This window comes from Diaphorobacter sp. JS3051 (assembly GCF_015832135.1).
Taxonomy (GTDB): Bacteria; Pseudomonadota; Gammaproteobacteria; order Burkholderiales; family Burkholderiaceae_C; genus Diaphorobacter; species Diaphorobacter nitroreducens.
The window spans coordinates 3,726,750-3,743,534 of sequence record NZ_CP065406.1 but is presented as its reverse complement, the minus strand read 5'-3'; the positions used below and the strand labels follow the sequence as shown (position 1 = coordinate 3,743,534).

At 69.0% G+C, this 16,785-nt stretch carries 14 protein-coding genes and 1 pseudogene; 9 read left to right on the top strand and 6 right to left on the bottom strand.

Annotated elements, in window-relative coordinates; genetic code table 11:
- Nucleotides 1-28: 28 nt before the first annotated feature.
- From I3K84_RS17815 to I3K84_RS17805, 3 genes are all read left to right on the top strand, one after another.
- The gene (locus tag I3K84_RS17815) at nt 29-1,516 is read left to right on the top strand and encodes an ATP-binding protein (RefSeq protein WP_088887425.1); all 1,488 of its coding nucleotides are present in this window, start codon (nt 29-31) and stop codon (nt 1,514-1,516) included.
- Nucleotides 1,513-2,241 (top strand): response regulator, encoded by a 729-nt coding sequence (locus tag I3K84_RS17810; RefSeq protein ID WP_047349627.1) that lies wholly within the window; start codon nt 1,513-1,515, stop codon nt 2,239-2,241. Before I3K84_RS17815 ends, I3K84_RS17810 begins: the two co-directional genes overlap by 4 nt.
- 189 nt (nt 2,242-2,430) lie before the next feature.
- Complete coding sequence (locus I3K84_RS17805; RefSeq protein WP_011804494.1) at nt 2,431-3,207, top strand: Crp/Fnr family transcriptional regulator; 777 nt, start codon at nt 2,431-2,433, stop codon at nt 3,205-3,207.
- Between the two features lie 44 nt (nt 3,208-3,251).
- On the opposite strand, the gene fumC is transcribed toward I3K84_RS17805, so the two are convergent.
- A complete protein-coding gene (fumC, locus tag I3K84_RS17800) occupies nt 3,252-4,643 on the bottom strand; it encodes a class II fumarate hydratase (RefSeq protein ID WP_196995094.1) in 1,392 nt (463 codons plus the stop codon).
- Between the two features lie 214 nt (nt 4,644-4,857).
- Here fumC and I3K84_RS17795 point away from each other — a divergent pair, with 214 nt between their 5' ends.
- Together I3K84_RS17795 and I3K84_RS17790 are read left to right on the top strand one after the other, a co-directional pair.
- The gene (locus tag I3K84_RS17795) at nt 4,858-6,417 is read left to right on the top strand and encodes a fumarate hydratase (protein ID WP_196995093.1); all 1,560 of its coding nucleotides are present in this window, start codon (nt 4,858-4,860) and stop codon (nt 6,415-6,417) included.
- 143 nt (nt 6,418-6,560) lie between these two features.
- Nucleotides 6,561-7,601: a YcjF family protein gene (locus I3K84_RS17790; RefSeq protein WP_196995092.1), complete on the top strand. Its 1,041-nt coding sequence runs from the start codon at nt 6,561-6,563 to the stop codon at nt 7,599-7,601.
- A gap of 86 nt (nt 7,602-7,687) precedes the next feature.
- Here the strand turns inward: I3K84_RS17790 and I3K84_RS17785 are convergent, their stop codons facing one another.
- The gene (locus I3K84_RS17785) at nt 7,688-8,608 is read right to left on the bottom strand and encodes an EamA family transporter (RefSeq protein ID WP_196995091.1); all 921 of its coding nucleotides are present in this window, start codon (nt 8,606-8,608) and stop codon (nt 7,688-7,690) included.
- Between the two features lie 25 nt (nt 8,609-8,633).
- Nucleotides 8,634-10,043 carry a metalloprotease PmbA gene (pmbA, locus tag I3K84_RS17780; protein WP_015912698.1) on the bottom strand — a complete coding sequence of 470 codons (1,410 nt, stop codon included), beginning with the start codon at nt 10,041-10,043 and terminating at the stop codon, nt 8,634-8,636.
- A gap of 95 nt (nt 10,044-10,138) precedes the next feature.
- Between pmbA and yjgA the strand changes: the two genes are divergently transcribed.
- From yjgA to I3K84_RS17760, 4 genes are read left to right on the top strand one after another with little or no spacing between them, the layout of a single operon-like run.
- Nucleotides 10,139-10,801, top strand: coding sequence for a ribosome biogenesis factor YjgA (gene yjgA, locus I3K84_RS17775; RefSeq protein ID WP_135149292.1), 663 nt, complete (start codon nt 10,139-10,141; stop codon nt 10,799-10,801).
- Nucleotides 10,794-11,402 (top strand): molybdopterin adenylyltransferase, encoded by a 609-nt coding sequence (gene mog / locus I3K84_RS17770; RefSeq protein WP_196995090.1) that lies wholly within the window; start codon nt 10,794-10,796, stop codon nt 11,400-11,402. Before yjgA ends, mog begins: the two co-directional genes overlap by 8 nt.
- A 28-nt stretch (nt 11,403-11,430) precedes the next feature.
- Nucleotides 11,431-13,077, top strand: coding sequence for a SulP family inorganic anion transporter (locus I3K84_RS17765; protein ID WP_196995089.1), 1,647 nt, complete (start codon nt 11,431-11,433; stop codon nt 13,075-13,077).
- A 58-nt stretch (nt 13,078-13,135) separates the two neighbouring features.
- The gene (locus tag I3K84_RS17760; protein WP_011804485.1) at nt 13,136-14,236 is read left to right on the top strand and encodes an NAD(P)-dependent alcohol dehydrogenase; all 1,101 of its coding nucleotides are present in this window, start codon (nt 13,136-13,138) and stop codon (nt 14,234-14,236) included.
- An 80-nt stretch (nt 14,237-14,316) separates the two neighbouring features.
- On the opposite strand, the pseudogene I3K84_RS17755 reads toward I3K84_RS17760, so the two are convergent.
- The 3 genes and pseudogenes from I3K84_RS17755 to I3K84_RS17745 all read right to left on the bottom strand — a co-directional run bounded on the left by I3K84_RS17755 (nt 14,317) and on the right by I3K84_RS17745 (nt 16,640).
- Nucleotides 14,317-15,012 (bottom strand): annotated as a pseudogene (locus tag I3K84_RS17755) (nitroreductase).
- An 8-nt stretch (nt 15,013-15,020) separates the two neighbouring features.
- A complete protein-coding gene (cysE, locus tag I3K84_RS17750) occupies nt 15,021-15,812 on the bottom strand; it encodes a serine O-acetyltransferase (protein WP_047349618.1) in 792 nt (263 codons plus the stop codon).
- Between the two features lie 33 nt (nt 15,813-15,845).
- Nucleotides 15,846-16,640: an RNA methyltransferase gene (locus I3K84_RS17745; protein WP_135147984.1), complete on the bottom strand. Its 795-nt coding sequence runs from the start codon at nt 16,638-16,640 to the stop codon at nt 15,846-15,848.
- Nucleotides 16,641-16,785: the final 145 nt, after the last annotated feature.

Here is a 16,785-nt window from a genome sequence, read left to right as displayed (position 1 = left end):
TCACCACGGTCAAGCGGCTCCCCACTTCATGCAACTTCCGCGTCTCACCCTCCAAGGCAAGGCCTTTGCAGCCCTGTCGGCGCTGCTGGGGGTGATGCTGGTGCTGTTCGTGGGCTTCTCGCTGCTGGGGCTGCAGCGGGGGCTGGGCCCCTACGTGGCCGAGGTGGAGTTGGCGCGCATGGACTGGCTGGTGTTCCGCCTGCAGGCCGCGTATGAACAGCAGGGCGGCTGGCAGACACTGCGCGAGCAGCCCGGCCTGTGGCGCGAGCTGCGCCGCCCGCGCAACGTCCAGATGCCGACCTTCGGACCCGCTCCCGTGCCTGCGCCCGAGCCCCTGTTGCTACCCCAGGTCACGCCCGGCACGGCCCCGCCGCCGGTGGATGCGCTTTCGCGGCGCCTGGGCGTGGTGGATACGCAGGGCCGCGTGGTCGCGGGCGCCGCACCCGTTGCCGGCGGTGCGCGGACCGCGCTGCGCGACGGCGAGGGGCGCCTGATCGGCCACCTGGTGCTGGCTCCGCTCGACGGGCTGGAGCGCGATGCGGACCGCGCCTTCCTGTCCAAGCAGCTCGGTTTCGTGGTGTGGAGCGGCGTGACGGGCCTGGCGCTGGCACTGCTGCTGTCCTGGTGGCTGGCGCGGCGCTGGCTGCGCCCCATCGACACGCTGGTGACCGGCGCGCAGGCCATTGCGGCCGGCGAGCTGCACACCCGCGTGCCCGAACAGGCCGACAGCGAGGAATTCACCCGCCTGATCCACACCTTCAACGCCATGGCGGAGCAGCTTGCGAGCGTCGAGGCCTCGCGCCGCCAGTGGATCGGGGACACCGCGCATGAACTGCGCACGCCGCTGGCCGCGATGCGCGCCGAGATCGAGGCCGTGCAGGACGGCGTGCGCCCGTTCGACGAAAAGACCGCGCGCCGCCTGCACCGCCAGGTGATGCGGCTGATCCAGCTCGTGGGCGATCTGCGCGCCAGCGTGGACATGGCCGGCGACCAGCCCCCGCCCGTCATGAGCGCCGTGCAGCCGCTCGCGCTGCTGCGCGAGGCCATGGCCGGCATGCAGTCGCGCTTCGACCAGACGGGTGTCGCCCTGCAGGCCGCGCCAGACCTGGCCACGCTCGCCAAGCAGCCGCTGCAGGTGCACGGCAACGCACAGCAGTTGCACCGCGTGTTCCTGAACCTGCTGGAAAACAGCCTGCGCTACACCGACCCTGGCGGGCGGCTGCAGGTGTCGGCCAATGTGCAGCGCAATGGCGGCCCGCCGCGCCTCACGCTGCGCCTGGACGACACGGCGCCCGGCGTGGCGCCGCACGAGCTGCCGCACCTGTTTGAGCGTCTGTACCGTGCCGAGGCCTCGCGCCGCCGCGCCTCGGGCGACCTGGGCGGCTCGGGCCTGGGCCTGGCCATCTGCCGCACCATCGTGCAGGCGCACGGCGGCCAGATCGAAGCCAGCGCCTCGCCGCTGGGCGGCCTGCGCATCACCCTCACGCTGCCTCTACTGGAGAACCCCTCGCCATGACCACGCCCGCACGCATCCTCGTCGTGGAGGACGAGCAGGACATCGCCGACGTGCTGCTGGACTACCTGCGCCACGCGGGCTACGCCCCGGAGCACGCGGCCGACGGCCGCACGGCCCTGCAGGTCCTCACCGCCCCCCAGCCGCCCGACCTGACGCTGCTGGACGTCATGCTGCCCGGCATCGACGGGCTGGAGGTGCTGCGCCAGGCGCGCCGCCACACCGACAACCCCATCGTGGTGATCACCGCCCGCGTGGAAGAAGTGGACCGCCTCATCGGCCTGGAACTGGGCGCGGACGACTACATCTGCAAGCCCTTCTCGCCGCGCGAGGTGGTGGCGCGCGTGAAGGCCGTGCTGCGCCGGCGCGCACCGCCGGCCCAGGCCGCCGCGCAGGCGGAGCTGGCCTACGGCGCGCTGGTGCTGGACGAGGCCCAGCTGCAAGCCACGCTGCACGGCACTCTCGTGGCGCTGACACCGCGCGAATGGCATCTGCTGCGCACCCTGCTGGCACACCCGCGCAGCGTGCTGTCGCGCGCCCAGTTGCTGCAGCACGCCTACCCGGACTCGCCGCAGGAGCCCAACGAGCGCGCCGTGGACAGCCACATCAAGAATCTGCGCCGCAAGCTGCGCAGCGCCGACCCCGCCGGGCACGACTGGATACGCTCGGTCTATGGCGTGGGCTTTGCCTTCGACCCACCCGCGGCGCCGCAGGACGCGCAGGACTGAGCTAGCTCCTTTTTCAATAGCTGCTTGCGCTTACCACAAGCGCCTTTAGGGCACTTTTTGCTTTAAACGCATCCCGGCAGCCACAGCGGCCTACGCCGGGTGGGGACAAGGGTTTGTTACCGAGCGTGACGGCGCCTAGAATGCCGCAGCCGCTGTTCCCGCGCCCGGCGCCCTCACCGACGAACCACCATGCCCGCTCCCCTGCGCTTTTGTGCCGACGTGTCGCTGCAACGTCCCCTGTTGTCGGCGCGCGAGCGCGAGGCCCTGGACCGCAGCCCCTGGTTCTCCACCCTCTCGCCCTCGCTGCGGCACGACATCTTCCGCCTGGGGCACGTGACGCGCCATGCACACGGCGACCTGATCGTCGAGCAGGGCCGCCCCATCCGCGAATGGTTCACCTGCGCCAGTGGCGCGCTGCGCTTTCAACGCACCACGCCCTCCGGCAAGCTGGTCACGCTGGCCTATGTGGAGCCCGGAATCTGGGTGGGTGAGGCCGAGGTGCTCTACGGCCGTCCCTGCACCTACGACGCGCATGCCCATGGCCCCACCACGCTGTTGAGCGTGCCCGAACCCACCTTCCGCACGCTGCTGCAGGAGCATCCCTCGTTCGGCGAGGCGCTGCTCACGCTGCAGGCGTGGAGCATGCGGTCGCTGTATTGCATGATGGAAGACATGGCCACGCTGCCGCTGCGCGCGCGCCTGGCCAAGCAACTGCTACAGCTGCTGCAGCGCTTCGGCCCGCAGCGCACCGAGCCGGGCGAGAGCGTGCCGCTGGGCCTGTCGCTGGCGCAAGACGAGCTGGCCTGCCTGCTGGGCGGCTCGCGCCAGCGCGTGAACGTGGAGCTGAAGTGGCTGGAGCGCGAGGGCCTGATCAGCGTGCGCCCCCGCGGCATCGAGATCCTGGACGCCACCGGCCTGCAGACGCTGGTGGACCAGGCCGCCGCGGACGGCCGAGGCGACGAGTAAGGCGCTCCCCTCTCGCGGCGCACGCCCCCGCGCTCGCCGAATCTCTAGCGCCCCACCATCCGGGCGGGCACCACCCACTCATCGAACTGCGCGGGCGTCACGTAGCCCAGCGCCAGCGCGGCCTCGCGCAGCGTGCTGCCTTCCTTGTGCGCCTTCTTGGCAATCGCCGCGGCCTTGTCGTAGCCGATGTGCGGGTTGAGCGCCGTCACCAGCATCAGCGAGCGCTCCACCAGCTCCGCGATGCGCGCGCGGTTGGGCTCTATCCCCACGGCGCAGTGCTCGTTGAAGCTCACCATGCCATCGGCCAGCAACCGCACGCTCTGCAGGAAGTTGTGCGCCACCAGCGGGCGGAACACGTTCAGCTCGAAGTTGCCACTGGCCCCGCCGATGTTGATGGCCACATCGTTGCCCAGCACCTGGGCGCACAGCATGGTCAGCGCCTCGCACTGCGTGGGGTTCACTTTGCCGGGCATGATGGACGAGCCGGGCTCGTTCTCAGGGATGGTGATCTCGCCGATGCCGCTGCGCGGGCCGCTGGCCAGCCACCGCACGTCGTTGGCGATCTTCGTGAGGCTGGCCGCCAGCGTCTTCAGCGCGCCGTGGGCATGCACCAGCGCGTCCTGCGATGCGAGCGATTCGAACTTGTTGGGCGAGGTCACGAAGGGCTGACCGGTGAACTGGGCCAGCTCCTGCGCCACACGTTCGGCGTAGCCCTCGGGCGCATTCAGGCCCGTGCCCACGGCCGTCCCGCCCAGGGCCAGTTCATGCAGGTGCGGCAGCGCCGCGCGCACGTGGCGCTCCCCATGGGCAAGCTGCGCCACCCAGCCCGAGATCTCCTGCCCCAGCGTGAGCGGTGTCGCATCCTGCAGATGGGTGCGGCCGATCTTCACGATGTCGTCGAACGCCTCGGCCTTGGTCTGCAGGGTGGCGCGCAGCTCCTCCATGGCGGGCAACAGCCGGTGCACCAGCGCCTGCACCGCGGCCACATGCGTGGCGGTGGGGAACACGTCGTTGCTGGACTGGCTCTTGTTCACGTCGTCGTTGGGATGTACCAGCCGTGCCTCGCCGCGCTCGCCGCCCAACAGCTCGCTGGCGCGGTTGGCCAGCACCTCGTTGACGTTCATGTTGGTCTGGGTGCCCGAGCCGGTCTGCCAGACCACCAGCGGGAACTCGTCGTCGTGCTGGCCCAGCAGCACCTCGTCGGCCGCGGCGACGATGGCGCGCGTCTTGTCCGCCCCCAGCAGCCCCAGCGCGTGGTTGACCCGGGCCGACGCGCGCTTGACCTGCGCCAGCGCGCGGATGAGTTCCTGCGGCTGTCGTTCGCCCGAGATGGCGAAGTTCTGCAGCGAGCGCTGCGTCTGCGCGCCCCAGAGCCTGTCGGCCGGCACCTCGATGGGGCCGAAGGTGTCGCGTTCGATACGGGTGTTGGAATTCATGGAAACGCCTTTCTGATCCGGGAAGGAGCAACGGGGCGATTTCACCGCAAATGGCCACGAGGCCACTGAAAGCCCCTGCCGCCACGCCGGGCGGACGGGCGGACGGGCGGACGGGCGGGCGGGACTTTTCCCCTTGCTTTTGCCCTTGCATCAGGCGCGTGCAAGGTGCAGGGCGATAATCGCGGGCGTCCGTTTCACAAGAATCCTCCCCCACATGACCACGACCATCCGGTACAACGACCTTGTGGAGTCCGTAGCTGCCGCGCTGCAGTACATCTCCTACTACCACCCCGCCGACTACATCCAGCACCTGGCCCGCGCCTACGAGCGCGAGCAGAGCCCCGCGGCCAAGGATGCGATGGCGCAGATCCTCACCAACAGCAAGATGAGCGCCACGGGCCACCGCCCGATCTGCCAGGACACCGGCATCGTCAACGTCTTCCTGAAGATCGGCATGGGCGTGCGCTTTGAGGGCTTTGCCGCCGACCAGAGCCTGGAAGACGCCATCAACGAAGGCGTGCGCCGTGGCTACAACCACCCCGACAACACGCTGCGCGCGTCGGTCGTCGCCGACCCGCAGTTTGCTCGCAAGAACACCAAGGACAACACACCCGCCGTCATCAGCGTGCAGATCGTGCCCGGCGACACGCTGGACGTGACCGTGGCCGCCAAGGGCGGCGGCAGCGAGAACAAGTCCAAGATGGTCATGATGAACCCCAGCGACAACCTGGTGGACTGGGTGCTCAAGACCGTGCCCACCATGGGCGCCGGCTGGTGCCCGCCGGGCATGCTGGGCATCGGCATCGGTGGCACGGCGGAAAAGGCCGTGCTGCTGGCCAAGGAAAGCCTGATGGAAGACCTGGACATGTACGAGCTGCTGGCCAAGAGCCAGCGCGGCGAGAAGCTGGACCAGGTCGAGGAGCTGCGCCTGGAGCTGTACGAGAAGGTCAACGCCCTGGGCATCGGCGCTCAGGGCCTGGGCGGCCTGGCCACCGTGCTGGACGTGAAGATCAAGATGTACCCCACGCACGCGGCCAGCAAGCCCGTGGCCATGATCCCCAACTGCGCGGCCACGCGCCACGCGCACTTCGTGATGGACGGCTCCGGCCCCGTCTACATGGATCCGCCGAGCCTGGACCTGTGGCCCAAGGTGGACTGGGCGCCCAACACCGAGACCAGCAAGCGCGTGGACCTCAACACCCTGACCAAGGAAGAGGTCGCGAGCTGGAAGCCTGGCCAGACGCTGCTGCTGAACGGCAAGATGCTCACCGGCCGCGACGCCGCGCACAAACGCATCCAGGACATGCTGGCCAAGGGTGAGAAGCTGCCCGTGGACTTCACCAACCGCGTGATCTACTACGTGGGCCCCGTGGACCCGGTGAAGGACGAGGCCGTGGGCCCCGCCGGCCCCACCACCGCCACGCGCATGGACAAGTTCACCGACATGATGCTGGAGCAAACCGGCCTGATCGCCATGATCGGCAAGGCCGAGCGCGGCCCGGTCGCCATCGAGTCCATCAAGAACCACAAGAGCGCCTACCTGATGGCCGTGGGCGGCGCCGCCTACCTGGTCAGTAAGGCCATCAAGAACGCCAAGGTGGTGGGCTTTGCCGACTTGGGCATGGAAGCCATCTATGAGTTCGACGTGGTGGACATGCCCGTCACCGTGGCCGTGGACGCGGGCGGCACCAGCGCCCACATCACCGGCCCGGCCGAGTGGCAAAAGAAAATCGCCGCGGGCGAATACAAGGTCGTGCCCATGGTGGCCGCCTGACGGCCTCGCGATGTGAACCGTCCGTGACAAAAACCGCCCTCGGGCGGTTTTTGTTTTTCCAACGGGTAAAGGGCCAGCGCGGCAGGGAACCCCGCTGCCGCCTTGCACTCCCATCTGCATCTCTTCACCGCCTCAGGAGCACCATGACCGCAGAAGAAATCCGCGCCACCCTCACCTTGTGCCTGATGGCCTCGTACGCAGACGGCGAGAAGCACGACCGCGAACGCGAGCAGATCCGCGAGGTCGCGCAAGGCCTTGCGGGCGACGCGCAGATCAACCTGCCCGGCCTGTACCAGGACGTGCTGCTGCGCCGCGTGCAGCTACCAGAAGTGTTGGGCCGCCTGGCCTCTCCCGAGTCGCGCCAGCTGGCCTATGAGATGGCCGTGTGCGTGTGCGAAGCCGACGGCCACACCAGCGCCAAGGAAGACGCCTTCCTGGCCCAGGTGCGCCAGGCCTGGGGTCTGGGGGGCGCGCATACCACAGGGGGATTCGATGCCGAGGCCCAGGCCGTGGCCGACGCCCCTTTGCAAGCGCCTCTGCAAGCGCCTCTGCAAGCGCCTCTGCAAACGCCATTGGACGCATCCACTGCGCCTGCGACACCGGCGCCCCACCCCGCCGCTGCGGACGCGCTGCCCACCACCGCCGCGCAGCGCCGCCCCGGCAGCCTGCCGCCCGCCGAGATGGACCGCAAGATCCTGCAGGCGTCGATCATGAACGGCGCCATCGAACTGCTGCCCGAGAATCTGTCCACCCTGGCCATCATTCCGCTGCAAATGCGGCTGGTCTACCAGATCGGCCAAAGCTACGGCTATGAGCTGGACCGCGGGCACATCAAGGACTTCCTCGCGACGCTGGGCGTGGGGCTCACCTCGCAGTACCTGGAGCAGGCAGGCCGCAAGCTGCTCAGCGGCCTGCTGGGCAAGGCCGGCAAGGGCCTGCTGGGCGGCCTGGGGCGCCAGGCGGTGAGCAGCGGCATGAGCTTTGCGGCCACCTATGCGCTGGGGCATGTGGCCAACCAGTACTACGCGGGCGGGCGCACGCTGTCCACCGACATGCTCAAGGACGCCTACCAGCACGTGATGCAGGACGGCCAGCAATTGCAGGCGCGTTACTTGCCGCAGATGCAGGCGACCGCGCGCCAGCTCGACACGGCCAAGATCCTCTCCATGGTGCGCGGCGGCTGAGAGGCAAGTTGCCGCGCCGAGCGCGGGTGATTTGCTACTCTTTCAGGAGCTTCTAGCGCTTGACTGGTAAGCGCTAGAGCCATTTTTTATATAGATGTCGCCCCGCGGCAGCGCTTGGCCCACAGCCCGCCGAACTGGTTGATCACCATGCCCGCCAGCACGCCCAGCGTGCCCATCCATTGCCAGGCCGTGGGGCGCTCGCCCAGCAGCAGCATGGCCGACAGCAGTCCCACCACCGGCACCAGCAGCGACAGCGGCGCCACAATGCTGGCGGCGTAGCGCTGCAGCAGGCGCGTCCACAGGCCATAGCCCAGCAGGGTGGACAACAGCGCCAGATAGGCCACCACGCCCAACTCGCGCCCGCCCAGGCCGCGCAGCTGCTGCACCACGGCCTCCGTGCCGTCCACCACGCAGGCCAGCAGCAACAGCGGCACGATGGGGAACACGCTGCTCCAAACAATGAAGGACACGGGCTCGTACGGCCCCTGGCGCGCCGCCACGCGCGTGAGCAGGTTGGAGCCGGCCCACATGGCCGCGGCCCCCACGGTGAGCAGGAAGCCCGCCAGGGTCATGCCGGAGGCGCCATCGCCGTGCGCCGCGCCGATGAACGCCAGCCCGCCGATGGCGATGCACAGGCCCAGCCACTGCCAGCGGTGTGGCGTCTCGCCCAACAAGGCTGCCGCCATGAGCATGGTGATGAATGCCTGCGTCTGCAGCACCACCGAGGACATGCCCGCCGGCATGCCCAGCTGCATGCCGGTGAACAGCAGGCCGAACTGTCCCACACCCTGCACCAAGCCATAGGCCGCCATCACGCCCCAGGACAGGTGCCGCGGCGGGCGCACGAACAGCAGGAACGGCAGCGACGCCGTCAGGAAGCGCAGCGCGCACAGCACCAGCGGCGACAGCGTGGCCAGGCCCCACTTCATGACGACGAAGTTCAGCCCCCAGACCACAACCACCACCAGCGCCTTGGCCCAGTCGGCCCGCGACAGCGACGTGCTCATGCGCGGACTGCCGGCGCGGCGCGGCTCAACTGCCCGCCACCTTCATGCGGTTGATGAGGATGGAGCCCACCGTCTTGGCACCATAGGTGTAGGCGTCGGCACCCACGGCCTCGATGCCGCGCAGCATGTCCTTGAGGTTGCCGGCGATGGTGATCTCGTGCACCGGATAAGCGATGCGGCCGTTCTCCACCCAGAAGCCGCTGGCGCCGCGCGAGTAGTCGCCCGTCACGTAGTTCACGCCCTGGCCCATGAGCTCGATCACGAACAGGCCCGTGCCCAGCTTTTGCAGCATGGCGTCCAGGTCGTCGCCGGGCTTCGTAAGGCGCGACGACAGCACCAGGTTGTGCGAGCCGCCGGCGTTACCGGTGGTCGGCATGCCGAGCTTGCGCGCCGAATAGGTGCTGAGGAAATAGCCCTGCACGCGGCCCGCCTCCACCACCTGGCGCGGCGCCACGCGCACGCCCTCATCGTCGAACGGCGAGCTGCCCTTGCCGCCCAGGATGAAGGGGTCCTCGGCCACGTCGATGTGCTTGGCGAACACCTGCTTGCCCAGCGAATCGACGAGAAAGCTGCTCTTGCGGTACAGCGCGCCGCCGCTCACGGCCTGCACGAAGCCGCCCAGCAGGCCGGCGGCCAGGGGCGACTCGAACAGCACCGGGCATTCGGTGGTGGGGATCTTGCGGCTGCCCAGTCGGCTCAACGCGCGCTGGGCGGCGTAGCGGCCCACGGCCTCGGGCGCGGCCAGTTCGCGCGCGTCGCGCATGGAGCTGTACCAGGCGTCGCGCTGCATCTCGGCATTGCGCCCTGGCAGCGAGGCGATGGGCGCCACCGAGATGCTGTGGCGCGAACTGGCGTAGCCGCCGCGAAAGCCGCGTGTGTGGGCGCTGAAGAAATGGCTCTGCTGCGCCGACACGCCCGCGCCTTCGCTGTTGGTGATGCGTTTGTGGGTCTTGAAGGCGGCGGCCTCGCACTCCAGCGCGAGAAGCGCGGCCTCTTCGCTGGTGATGGCCCAGGGGTGGAACAGTTGCAGGTCGCGGTGCGTTTCCTGTGGCGCGATGTCGGCCGCGTCGGGCAGGCCGGCCACCGGGTCCTCGGCGGTGAAGCGGGCGATGTCGTAGGCCGCCTGCACGGTGCGCTCCACGGCGGCCAGCGAGAAGTCGGACGTGCTCGCATTGCCACGGCGGTGGCCCACGTACACCGTCACGCCCAGCGACTTGTCGCGGTTGCGCTCCACCGTCTCCAGCTCGCCCTTGCGTACGTTCACCGACAGGCCGCAGCCTTCCGAGGCGTCCGCCCCCGCGTCGGTAGCGCCCAACTTCTTGGCATGGGCCAGGGCATGGTCCACCAGGCCTTCAAAGAACTCTCGGGTATAGCTGAAGCCGCTGTCGGGCTGGGAAGAAGTGCCGCTGGCGGCGCGGTTGCTGGATGTATTCATAGCGGCGGCTATGATACTTGCCGACCCGCGCCGCCGCGCGGCAGGCGCCATTGCCGCTGCGCCGCGCAGGGCCTGTTTCCGCCCCCAGCACACCCATGTCACGCAAACCCAAAAAAGGCTATTTTGTGAAGGGCCATTTCGTTGCCGAAGGCAGCGAGATGGACCTGCAGCTCAAGGCCGAACTCAAAGGCACCGACGGTGCCACCAAGACCGACCTCAAGCGCGAGATGGAGGCGCTGCAGGACCTGGGCTCCGAGCTGCTCACGCTGCGCAGCGACCTGTTCGCGCGCCTGGACCTGCCCGAAAAGCTCCAGGATGCATTGGCCGAGGCCCGCCGCATCACCAACTTCGAGGGCAAGCGCCGGCAGATGCAGTTCGTGGGCAAGCTCATGCGCAAGCTGGAAGAAGGCACCGTGGCGGCCATCCACGCCGCGCTGGACGAGCAGCGCAACGGCTCCGCCGCCGAGAAGCTGGCCCTGCACCAGGCCGAGCACTGGCGCGACCGCCTCATTGCGGACGACAATGCGCTGGCAGCATGGCTGGAGCAGTTTCCGCGCACGGACACGCAACAGATCCGCGCGCTGATTCGCCAGGCGCGCAAGGATGCGCCGTCCGACCATGAGGCGCGGTTGGCCCAGTCGCAGGGCGAGGCTCCGCGCAAGGGGCGGGCCTACCGCGAACTGTTCCAGTTGGTGCGCCACCAGATGACCGAAGCGGCCGCCCTGGCCGTGCATGAGGAGCGCGAAGACGATGCCTGACACCCACAAAGCCCCGTCCTACGAGCCGGTCAAGATCGGCATCGTCTCCATCAGCGACCGCGCCAGCAGCGGCACGTACGAAGACAAGGGCCTGCCCGCCCTGCACGACTGGCTCAAGCGCGCGCTGCACAACCCGATTGCTTTCGAGCCGCGCCTGATTCCCGACGAGCAAGAGCGCATCAGCGCCACGCTGGTCGAACTGGTGGACGCTGGTTGCAGCCTGGTGCTGACCACCGGCGGCACTGGCCCCGCGCTGCGCGACGTGACGCCCGAGGCCACGTTGGCCGTGGCCGACAAGGAGATGCCGGGCTTTGGCGAGCAGATGCGCCAGATCTCGCTGACGTTCGTGCCCACGGCCATCCTGTCGCGCCAGGTGGCGGTGATTCGCGGCCAGAGCCTCATCATCAACCTGCCGGGCCAGCCCAAGGCGATTGCCGAGACGCTGGAGGGCCTCAAGGACGACAGCGGCGCACAGCGCGTGCCGGGCATCTTCGCCGCCGTGCCCTACTGCATCGACCTGATCGGCGGTCCCTACCTGGAGACACGCCCCGAGGTCTGCAAGGCCTTCCGCCCCAAGACCGCCGTGCGCCCCCAGCGCTGAGCGCGCCGCCCCGCCACGGGGCCGTGCCATGCTGCCCACCAATCGTCCTGCCGCGCCTTCGCGCCCCCGCGCAGGCCACACGTTCCTGGCCGGCCTGGCCATCGCCGGCCTGCTGGTTCCCGAGGCGGTGGCGTACGCCGCCATCGCCGGCGTACCGCCGGCCCATGCGCTGGTGGCGGCGCTCGTCGGGCTGCTCGTCTATCCGTTCATCGGCACCAGCCGCTTCGCCACGCTCTCGGCCACGTCGTCGGCCGCGGCGATCTTCGCGTCCGTCGTGGCTGCGGAAGGCACGGGCGGCGCGTTTGCGCTGGTCGGTGTCACCGGCGGACTGTTCATCGTGGCGGCGCTCGCGCGCGCCGACTTCCTGGCGGCGTTCGTCTCGCGCCCCGTGCTGCGCGGCTTTGCGTGGGCGCTCGCGGTCACCATCGTCGTCAAGCAACTGCCCGGCCTCACGGGCGTTCCGGCCCAGGGCACGCACACGCCCGGCCTGCTGTGGGACTGGCTGGGCGGGCTCGGCAACGCACAGGGTCTGACGGCAGCGCTGGGCTGCGGCGCGCTGGCTCTGTGGCTGGCGCTACAGCGCGCCCAGGCGCGGCATGCCTGGGTGCAGCCCTCGGTGCTGGTGCTGGCGCTGGGCATCGCGCTGTCCGCGGCGCTGCCTTTGGCGGCGCACGGCGTGGTGCTGGTGGGGCCGGTCACGCTGCAAGGGCTGCAGTGGGGCTGGCCGCGGCTGGACTGGGACCACTGGGTGCGCGCCGCCCAGGTGGCGCCAGCGCTGATGATGATCCTGTTCGCCGAGTCGTGGGGATCGGCCCGCTCCCTGGCCCTGCAAGCGGGCGACCGCGTGCACGCGCGGCGCGAGATGCTGGCCCTGGGCGCCGCCAACATCGGCAGCAGCCTGCTGCAGGGCCTGCCCGTGGGCGCAGGCTTCTCGGCTTCGTCGGCCAACTACGAGGCTGGGGGGCACAGCCGCTGGACGGGCCTCGTCGCCGCAGCGGCGATTGCGTTGGCGCTGGGATTGGCGCAAGGCGCACTGGCGCTTGTGCCGCTACCCGTGCTGTGTGCGGTGGTGATCGGCATCCTGTCGCACAAGCTGGGCCCGCGCCCCTTGTGGGCCACGCTGCGCTGGAATGGCGACGCCTGGATGGCATTGGCCGCCGCGGCCGGCGTGTTGGTGCTGGGCGTGCTGTTCGGCATGCTGCTCGCGGTGGGGCTTTCGCTGCTGCTGGCGCTGCGCCGCTTTGCGCAGCCGGCCGCCAGTGAGCTGGGCCGCCTGCCGGGCACGCATGATTTCGTCGCGCTCAAGCTGCACCCGCAGGCGCAGCGCACGCCGGGCGTGCTGGTGCTGCGGCCGGACGAACCGCTGTTCTTTGCCAATGCCGAGGCCATGGCGCATATCGTGGCCACGCACGCAGGAGCCCAGGGCGTGCGCGCCGTGGTGCTGAGCGTGGAGTCCAGCGACGACATGGACGTGACCACGCTGGAGGCCCTGCAGGAGTTGCAGGCCCATCTGGCGCGCCGGGGACTGGCCCTGCTGCTCGCGCGCATCAAGGACCACCCGCGTGCCGCGCTTCAGCGCGCCGGGCTCACGCATATTCCGCTGTTCTGGAGCGTGGACGACGCCGTGGGCGCGGCACAGGGCATGGCCATACCCGAGCAGTCCACTCAACCGTAGCTCCCGCCGCCGCATCCCCGGCGTAATGTGGCGGCTTCACCCCGCAAAGGAGCCCCGCATGACCGCCATGATGAAAGCCGCTGTCTTCGTCGAAAAAGGCCGCATCGAACTGGCCGACAAGCCCATTCCCGACGTGGGCCCCAACGACGCGCTGGTGCGCATCACCACCACCACCATCTGCGGCACCGACGTGCACATCCTCAAGGGTGAATACCCGGTGGCCAAGGGCCTGACCGTGGGCCATGAACCCGTGGGTGTGATCGAGAAACTGGGCAGCGCCGTGCAGGGCTACCAGGAAGGCCAGCGCGTGATCGCCGGCGCCATCTGCCCCAACTTCAACAGCTACGCGGCGCAGGACGGCTATCCCAGCCAGGACGGCAGCTACCTGGTGCCGCGTGGCCTGTGCGGCTGCCACGGCTACAAGGCCACGGCCGGCTGGCGCTTTGGCAACCTGATCGACGGCACCCAGGCCGAGTACGTGCTGGTGCCCGATGCCCAGGCCAACCTGGCGCCCATTCCCGACGGGCTGACCGACGAGCAGGTGCTGATGTGCCCGGACATCATGTCCACCGGCTTCAAGGGCGCGGAGAACGCCAACATCAAGATCGGCGACACCGTGGTGGTGTTCGCACAAGGTCCCATCGGCCTGTGCGCCACGGCCGGCGCGCGCCTGCTGGGTGCCACCACCATCATCGCCGTGGACGGCAACGACGACCGCCTGGCGGTTGCGAAGAAGATGGGCGCCGACGTGACGCTGAACTTCCGCAACGTGGATGTGGTGGAGGAGGTGATGAAGCTCACCGGCGGCAAGGGCGCCGACGGCTCCATCGAGGCACTGGGCACGCAGGCCACGTTCGCCCAGGCCATGAAGGTGCTCAAGCCCGGCGGCACGCTGTCCAGCCTGGGGGTGTACTCGGAAGATCTGTCGATCCCGCTGGCGCAGTTCGCTGCCGGCCTGGGCGACCACACCATCCGCACCGCGCTGTGCCCCGGCGGCAAGGAGCGCATGCGCCGCCTGATGAACGTGATCGCCGCCAACCGCCTGGACCTGGGGCTGCTGGTGACGCACCAGCGCAAGCTGGACGACATCGTGGAGGCCTACGACCTGTTTGCGCACCAGCGCGACGGGGTGCTCAAGATCGCCATCAAGCCTCACTGAGGCGAGCCAACGCCCATCAGGGGGAAATAGGCCGCTAGCGCTTATACATCAAGCGCTGGCAGCTATTGAATTAGGAGCAATCACTTAACGAAAGGCCTCGGCGGCCCTTCCTCGGGCTCAGAACCCGCGCATCTGCCCCACTCGCCCCAGGGGGCCCGCGAGGAGCGCAGGGTATTGATGGGCGCCGCCGCATCCTCATAGCCCAGCGCCACGCCAAAGGCCACGCGGTACGGCTCGGGCAGTCCCAGCTGCTGCTGCAGCGTGCCGGCATAGCGGCGCCAGAAGCCCTGGGCGCAGGTGGCCAGCCCATGCTACACCGCCAGCAGCATCAGCGACTGCAGGTAAATCCCCAGATCAGCCCATTGCGGCTGGCCCATGCGCTCGTCCACGCACACGAAGATGCCCACGGGCGCGCCAAACAGCTCGGCATTCTTGGCCAGCTGCTGCAGGCGCCCGGCCTTGTCCTCGCGCGGAATGCCGATGCTGGGGTACAGGTCTTCGCCGTTGGCGAAGCGGCGTGTGCGGTAGGGCTCCCACAGGCCCGGCGGGTAGGACTGGTTGTCCGGTCCTTCCTCGGGTTGCGCCTGGGCGACGACCGCCAGCAACTCCTGCAGCGGCGCGCCCGTGAGGGCCACCACGCGCCAGGGCTGCAGATTGCCGCCGGAGGCCGCCTGTGCGGCTTCTTGAAGAATCGTCTGCACCGTCGCTGCGGGGGGCGCGTCGGGCAGGAAGGCGCGCACCGAGCGGCGCGCACGCAGGGCCTGGGTAACTTCCATGGGGTTGTTTACTTGCCAATGATGTCGTTGAGCTTGGCCGCCTGGAATTGCTCGCAGCGCACGGCCTCGTCGGGTACGCAGCCGCCGCTTTGCGGGGTGGACCTGGAGAGCTTTTCAATGGCCTGCCACAGCAGTGCGATCTGGTGCTCCTGCGTGGCGGCGGAATCGATCAGGCCGCGCATGGCCTGGGTCAGCGGGTCGTCCTGCAGGGAGGTCACGCCGTAGGCGCTGAACTTGGCCTCCTCGGGCTTGTGCGGCTCGGTCACGTCGGCGCTCTGGCCTTCCTTGGACGGAATGATGCGCGCGGGGATGCCCACGGCCGTGGCACCCGCCGGCACCGGCTTGATGACCACGGCGTTGCTGCCGATCTTGGCCCCATCGCCCACCTCGAAGCCGCCCAGCACCTTGGCGCCCGCGCTCACCACCACGTTCTTGCCCAGCGTGGGATGGCGCTTGGTGCCCTTGTAGAGCGAGGTTCCGCCCAGCGTCACGCCCTGGTAGATGGTGCAGCCGTCGCCGATCTCGGCGGTCTCGCCCACCACCACCCCCATGGCGTGGTCGAAGAAAACCCGCTCGCCGATCTTGGCGCCCGGGTGGATCTCGATGCCCGTGAACCAGCGCGCAAAGTGCGAGATGAAGCGCCCCAGCCACTTGAAGCCATTCGTCCAGCACCAGTGCGCCGGCCGGTGCAGCCAGATGGCGTGCAGGCCGGGATAGCAGGTAATGACCTCCCAGGTGCTGCGCGCAGCCGGGTCGCGTTCGAGGATGCACTGGACGTCGGATCGCAGGCGGGCAAGCATGAAGGGCAATGGTGTAACGAGAAGCTTGGCAGTCTAGCGGTTTGCCTGCGTGGCCTGCAGCATGGATTTGGCGACACCGCGCAGGATGTGGATTTCCTCCTGCGTGAGTTGCGCGCGGTTGAAAAGCTGGTTCAAGCGCGGCATGAGCTTCTTGGGCGCGGCCGGGTCCAGAAAGCCGATGCCCGTGAGCGCCTGCTCCCAGTGCGCCAGCATGCCGGCCACCTGCGCGGCGTCCGCGCGCTCGCCCTGAGGGGCGGACTCCTGCACCGCAAAGCCCTCCCCACGCGTGGCGAGGGCCTGCCGCCATTCATAGGCGATGACCTGTACCGCCGCGCCCAGGTTGAGCGAGCCGAACTGCGGATTGGTGGGAATGCTCAGCGCCACATGGCAGCGGTACACATCCTCGTTGGCCATGCCAAAACGCTCGGAGCCGAACAGGAAGGCCACGCCAGTTTCCGGCGACGGCTTTCTAGCCAAATCAGCCCCTGGCGCTTTGCCATCATGCGCTGACAGCTCATTATTCAATAGCATCTCGAAATGCTGGCGCGGCGTGCGCGTGGGCGGGCCGAAGTCGCGCGGCGTCATCGCCGTGGCACACAGGTGGCTCACGCCCTCCAGCGCCTCGTCCAGCGTGGCGACGATGCGGGCATGGGCCAGCACGTCCAGCGCGCCGCTGGCCCGCTGGATGGTCTCCTCCTTGCGCAGCACGTTGGGCCAGCGCGGTGCGACCAGCACCAGGTCATCAAAACCCATGGTCTTCATGGCGCGGGCCGTGGCGCCCACGTTGCCGGCATGGCTGGTCTGGATCAGGATGAAGCGGGTTCTCATGGCGCGAAGTGACTCGGGAGCAAGCCTGCCATTGTCGCCGCTGCTGCAAAGCGCCCGAAGGCCCGCGCGTGCAAGCCCGGAGGGTGATGGGTAAAATGCCCGTTTTGCGCCCGCATCGCCGGCTGCGCGCCCCGCGGCCACCAGC

Excerpts from the sequence above, each read along its gene's own strand:
- I3K84_RS17815 (WP_088887425.1), top strand. The coding sequence starts at position 29 with ATGCAACTTCCGCGTCTCACCCTCCAAGGCAAGGCCTTTGCAGCCCTG.
- I3K84_RS17810 (WP_047349627.1), top strand. The coding sequence starts at position 1,513 with ATGACCACGCCCGCACGCATCCTCGTCGTGGAGGACGAGCAGGACATC.
- I3K84_RS17805 (WP_011804494.1), top strand. The coding sequence starts at position 2,431 with ATGCCCGCTCCCCTGCGCTTTTGTGCCGACGTGTCGCTGCAACGTCCC.
- fumC (WP_196995094.1), bottom strand. The coding sequence starts at position 4,643 with ATGAATTCCAACACCCGTATCGAACGCGACACCTTCGGCCCCATCGAG.
- I3K84_RS17795 (WP_196995093.1), top strand. The coding sequence starts at position 4,858 with ATGACCACGACCATCCGGTACAACGACCTTGTGGAGTCCGTAGCTGCC.
- I3K84_RS17790 (WP_196995092.1), top strand. The coding sequence starts at position 6,561 with ATGACCGCAGAAGAAATCCGCGCCACCCTCACCTTGTGCCTGATGGCC.
- I3K84_RS17785 (WP_196995091.1), bottom strand. The coding sequence starts at position 8,608 with ATGAGCACGTCGCTGTCGCGGGCCGACTGGGCCAAGGCGCTGGTGGTG.
- pmbA (WP_015912698.1), bottom strand. The coding sequence starts at position 10,043 with ATGAATACATCCAGCAACCGCGCCGCCAGCGGCACTTCTTCCCAGCCC.
- yjgA (WP_135149292.1), top strand. The coding sequence starts at position 10,139 with ATGTCACGCAAACCCAAAAAAGGCTATTTTGTGAAGGGCCATTTCGTT.
- mog (WP_196995090.1), top strand. The coding sequence starts at position 10,794 with ATGCCTGACACCCACAAAGCCCCGTCCTACGAGCCGGTCAAGATCGGC.
- I3K84_RS17765 (WP_196995089.1), top strand. The coding sequence starts at position 11,431 with ATGCTGCCCACCAATCGTCCTGCCGCGCCTTCGCGCCCCCGCGCAGGC.
- I3K84_RS17760 (WP_011804485.1), top strand. The coding sequence starts at position 13,136 with ATGACCGCCATGATGAAAGCCGCTGTCTTCGTCGAAAAAGGCCGCATC.
- cysE (WP_047349618.1), bottom strand. The coding sequence starts at position 15,812 with ATGCTTGCCCGCCTGCGATCCGACGTCCAGTGCATCCTCGAACGCGAC.
- I3K84_RS17745 (WP_135147984.1), bottom strand. The coding sequence starts at position 16,640 with ATGAGAACCCGCTTCATCCTGATCCAGACCAGCCATGCCGGCAACGTG.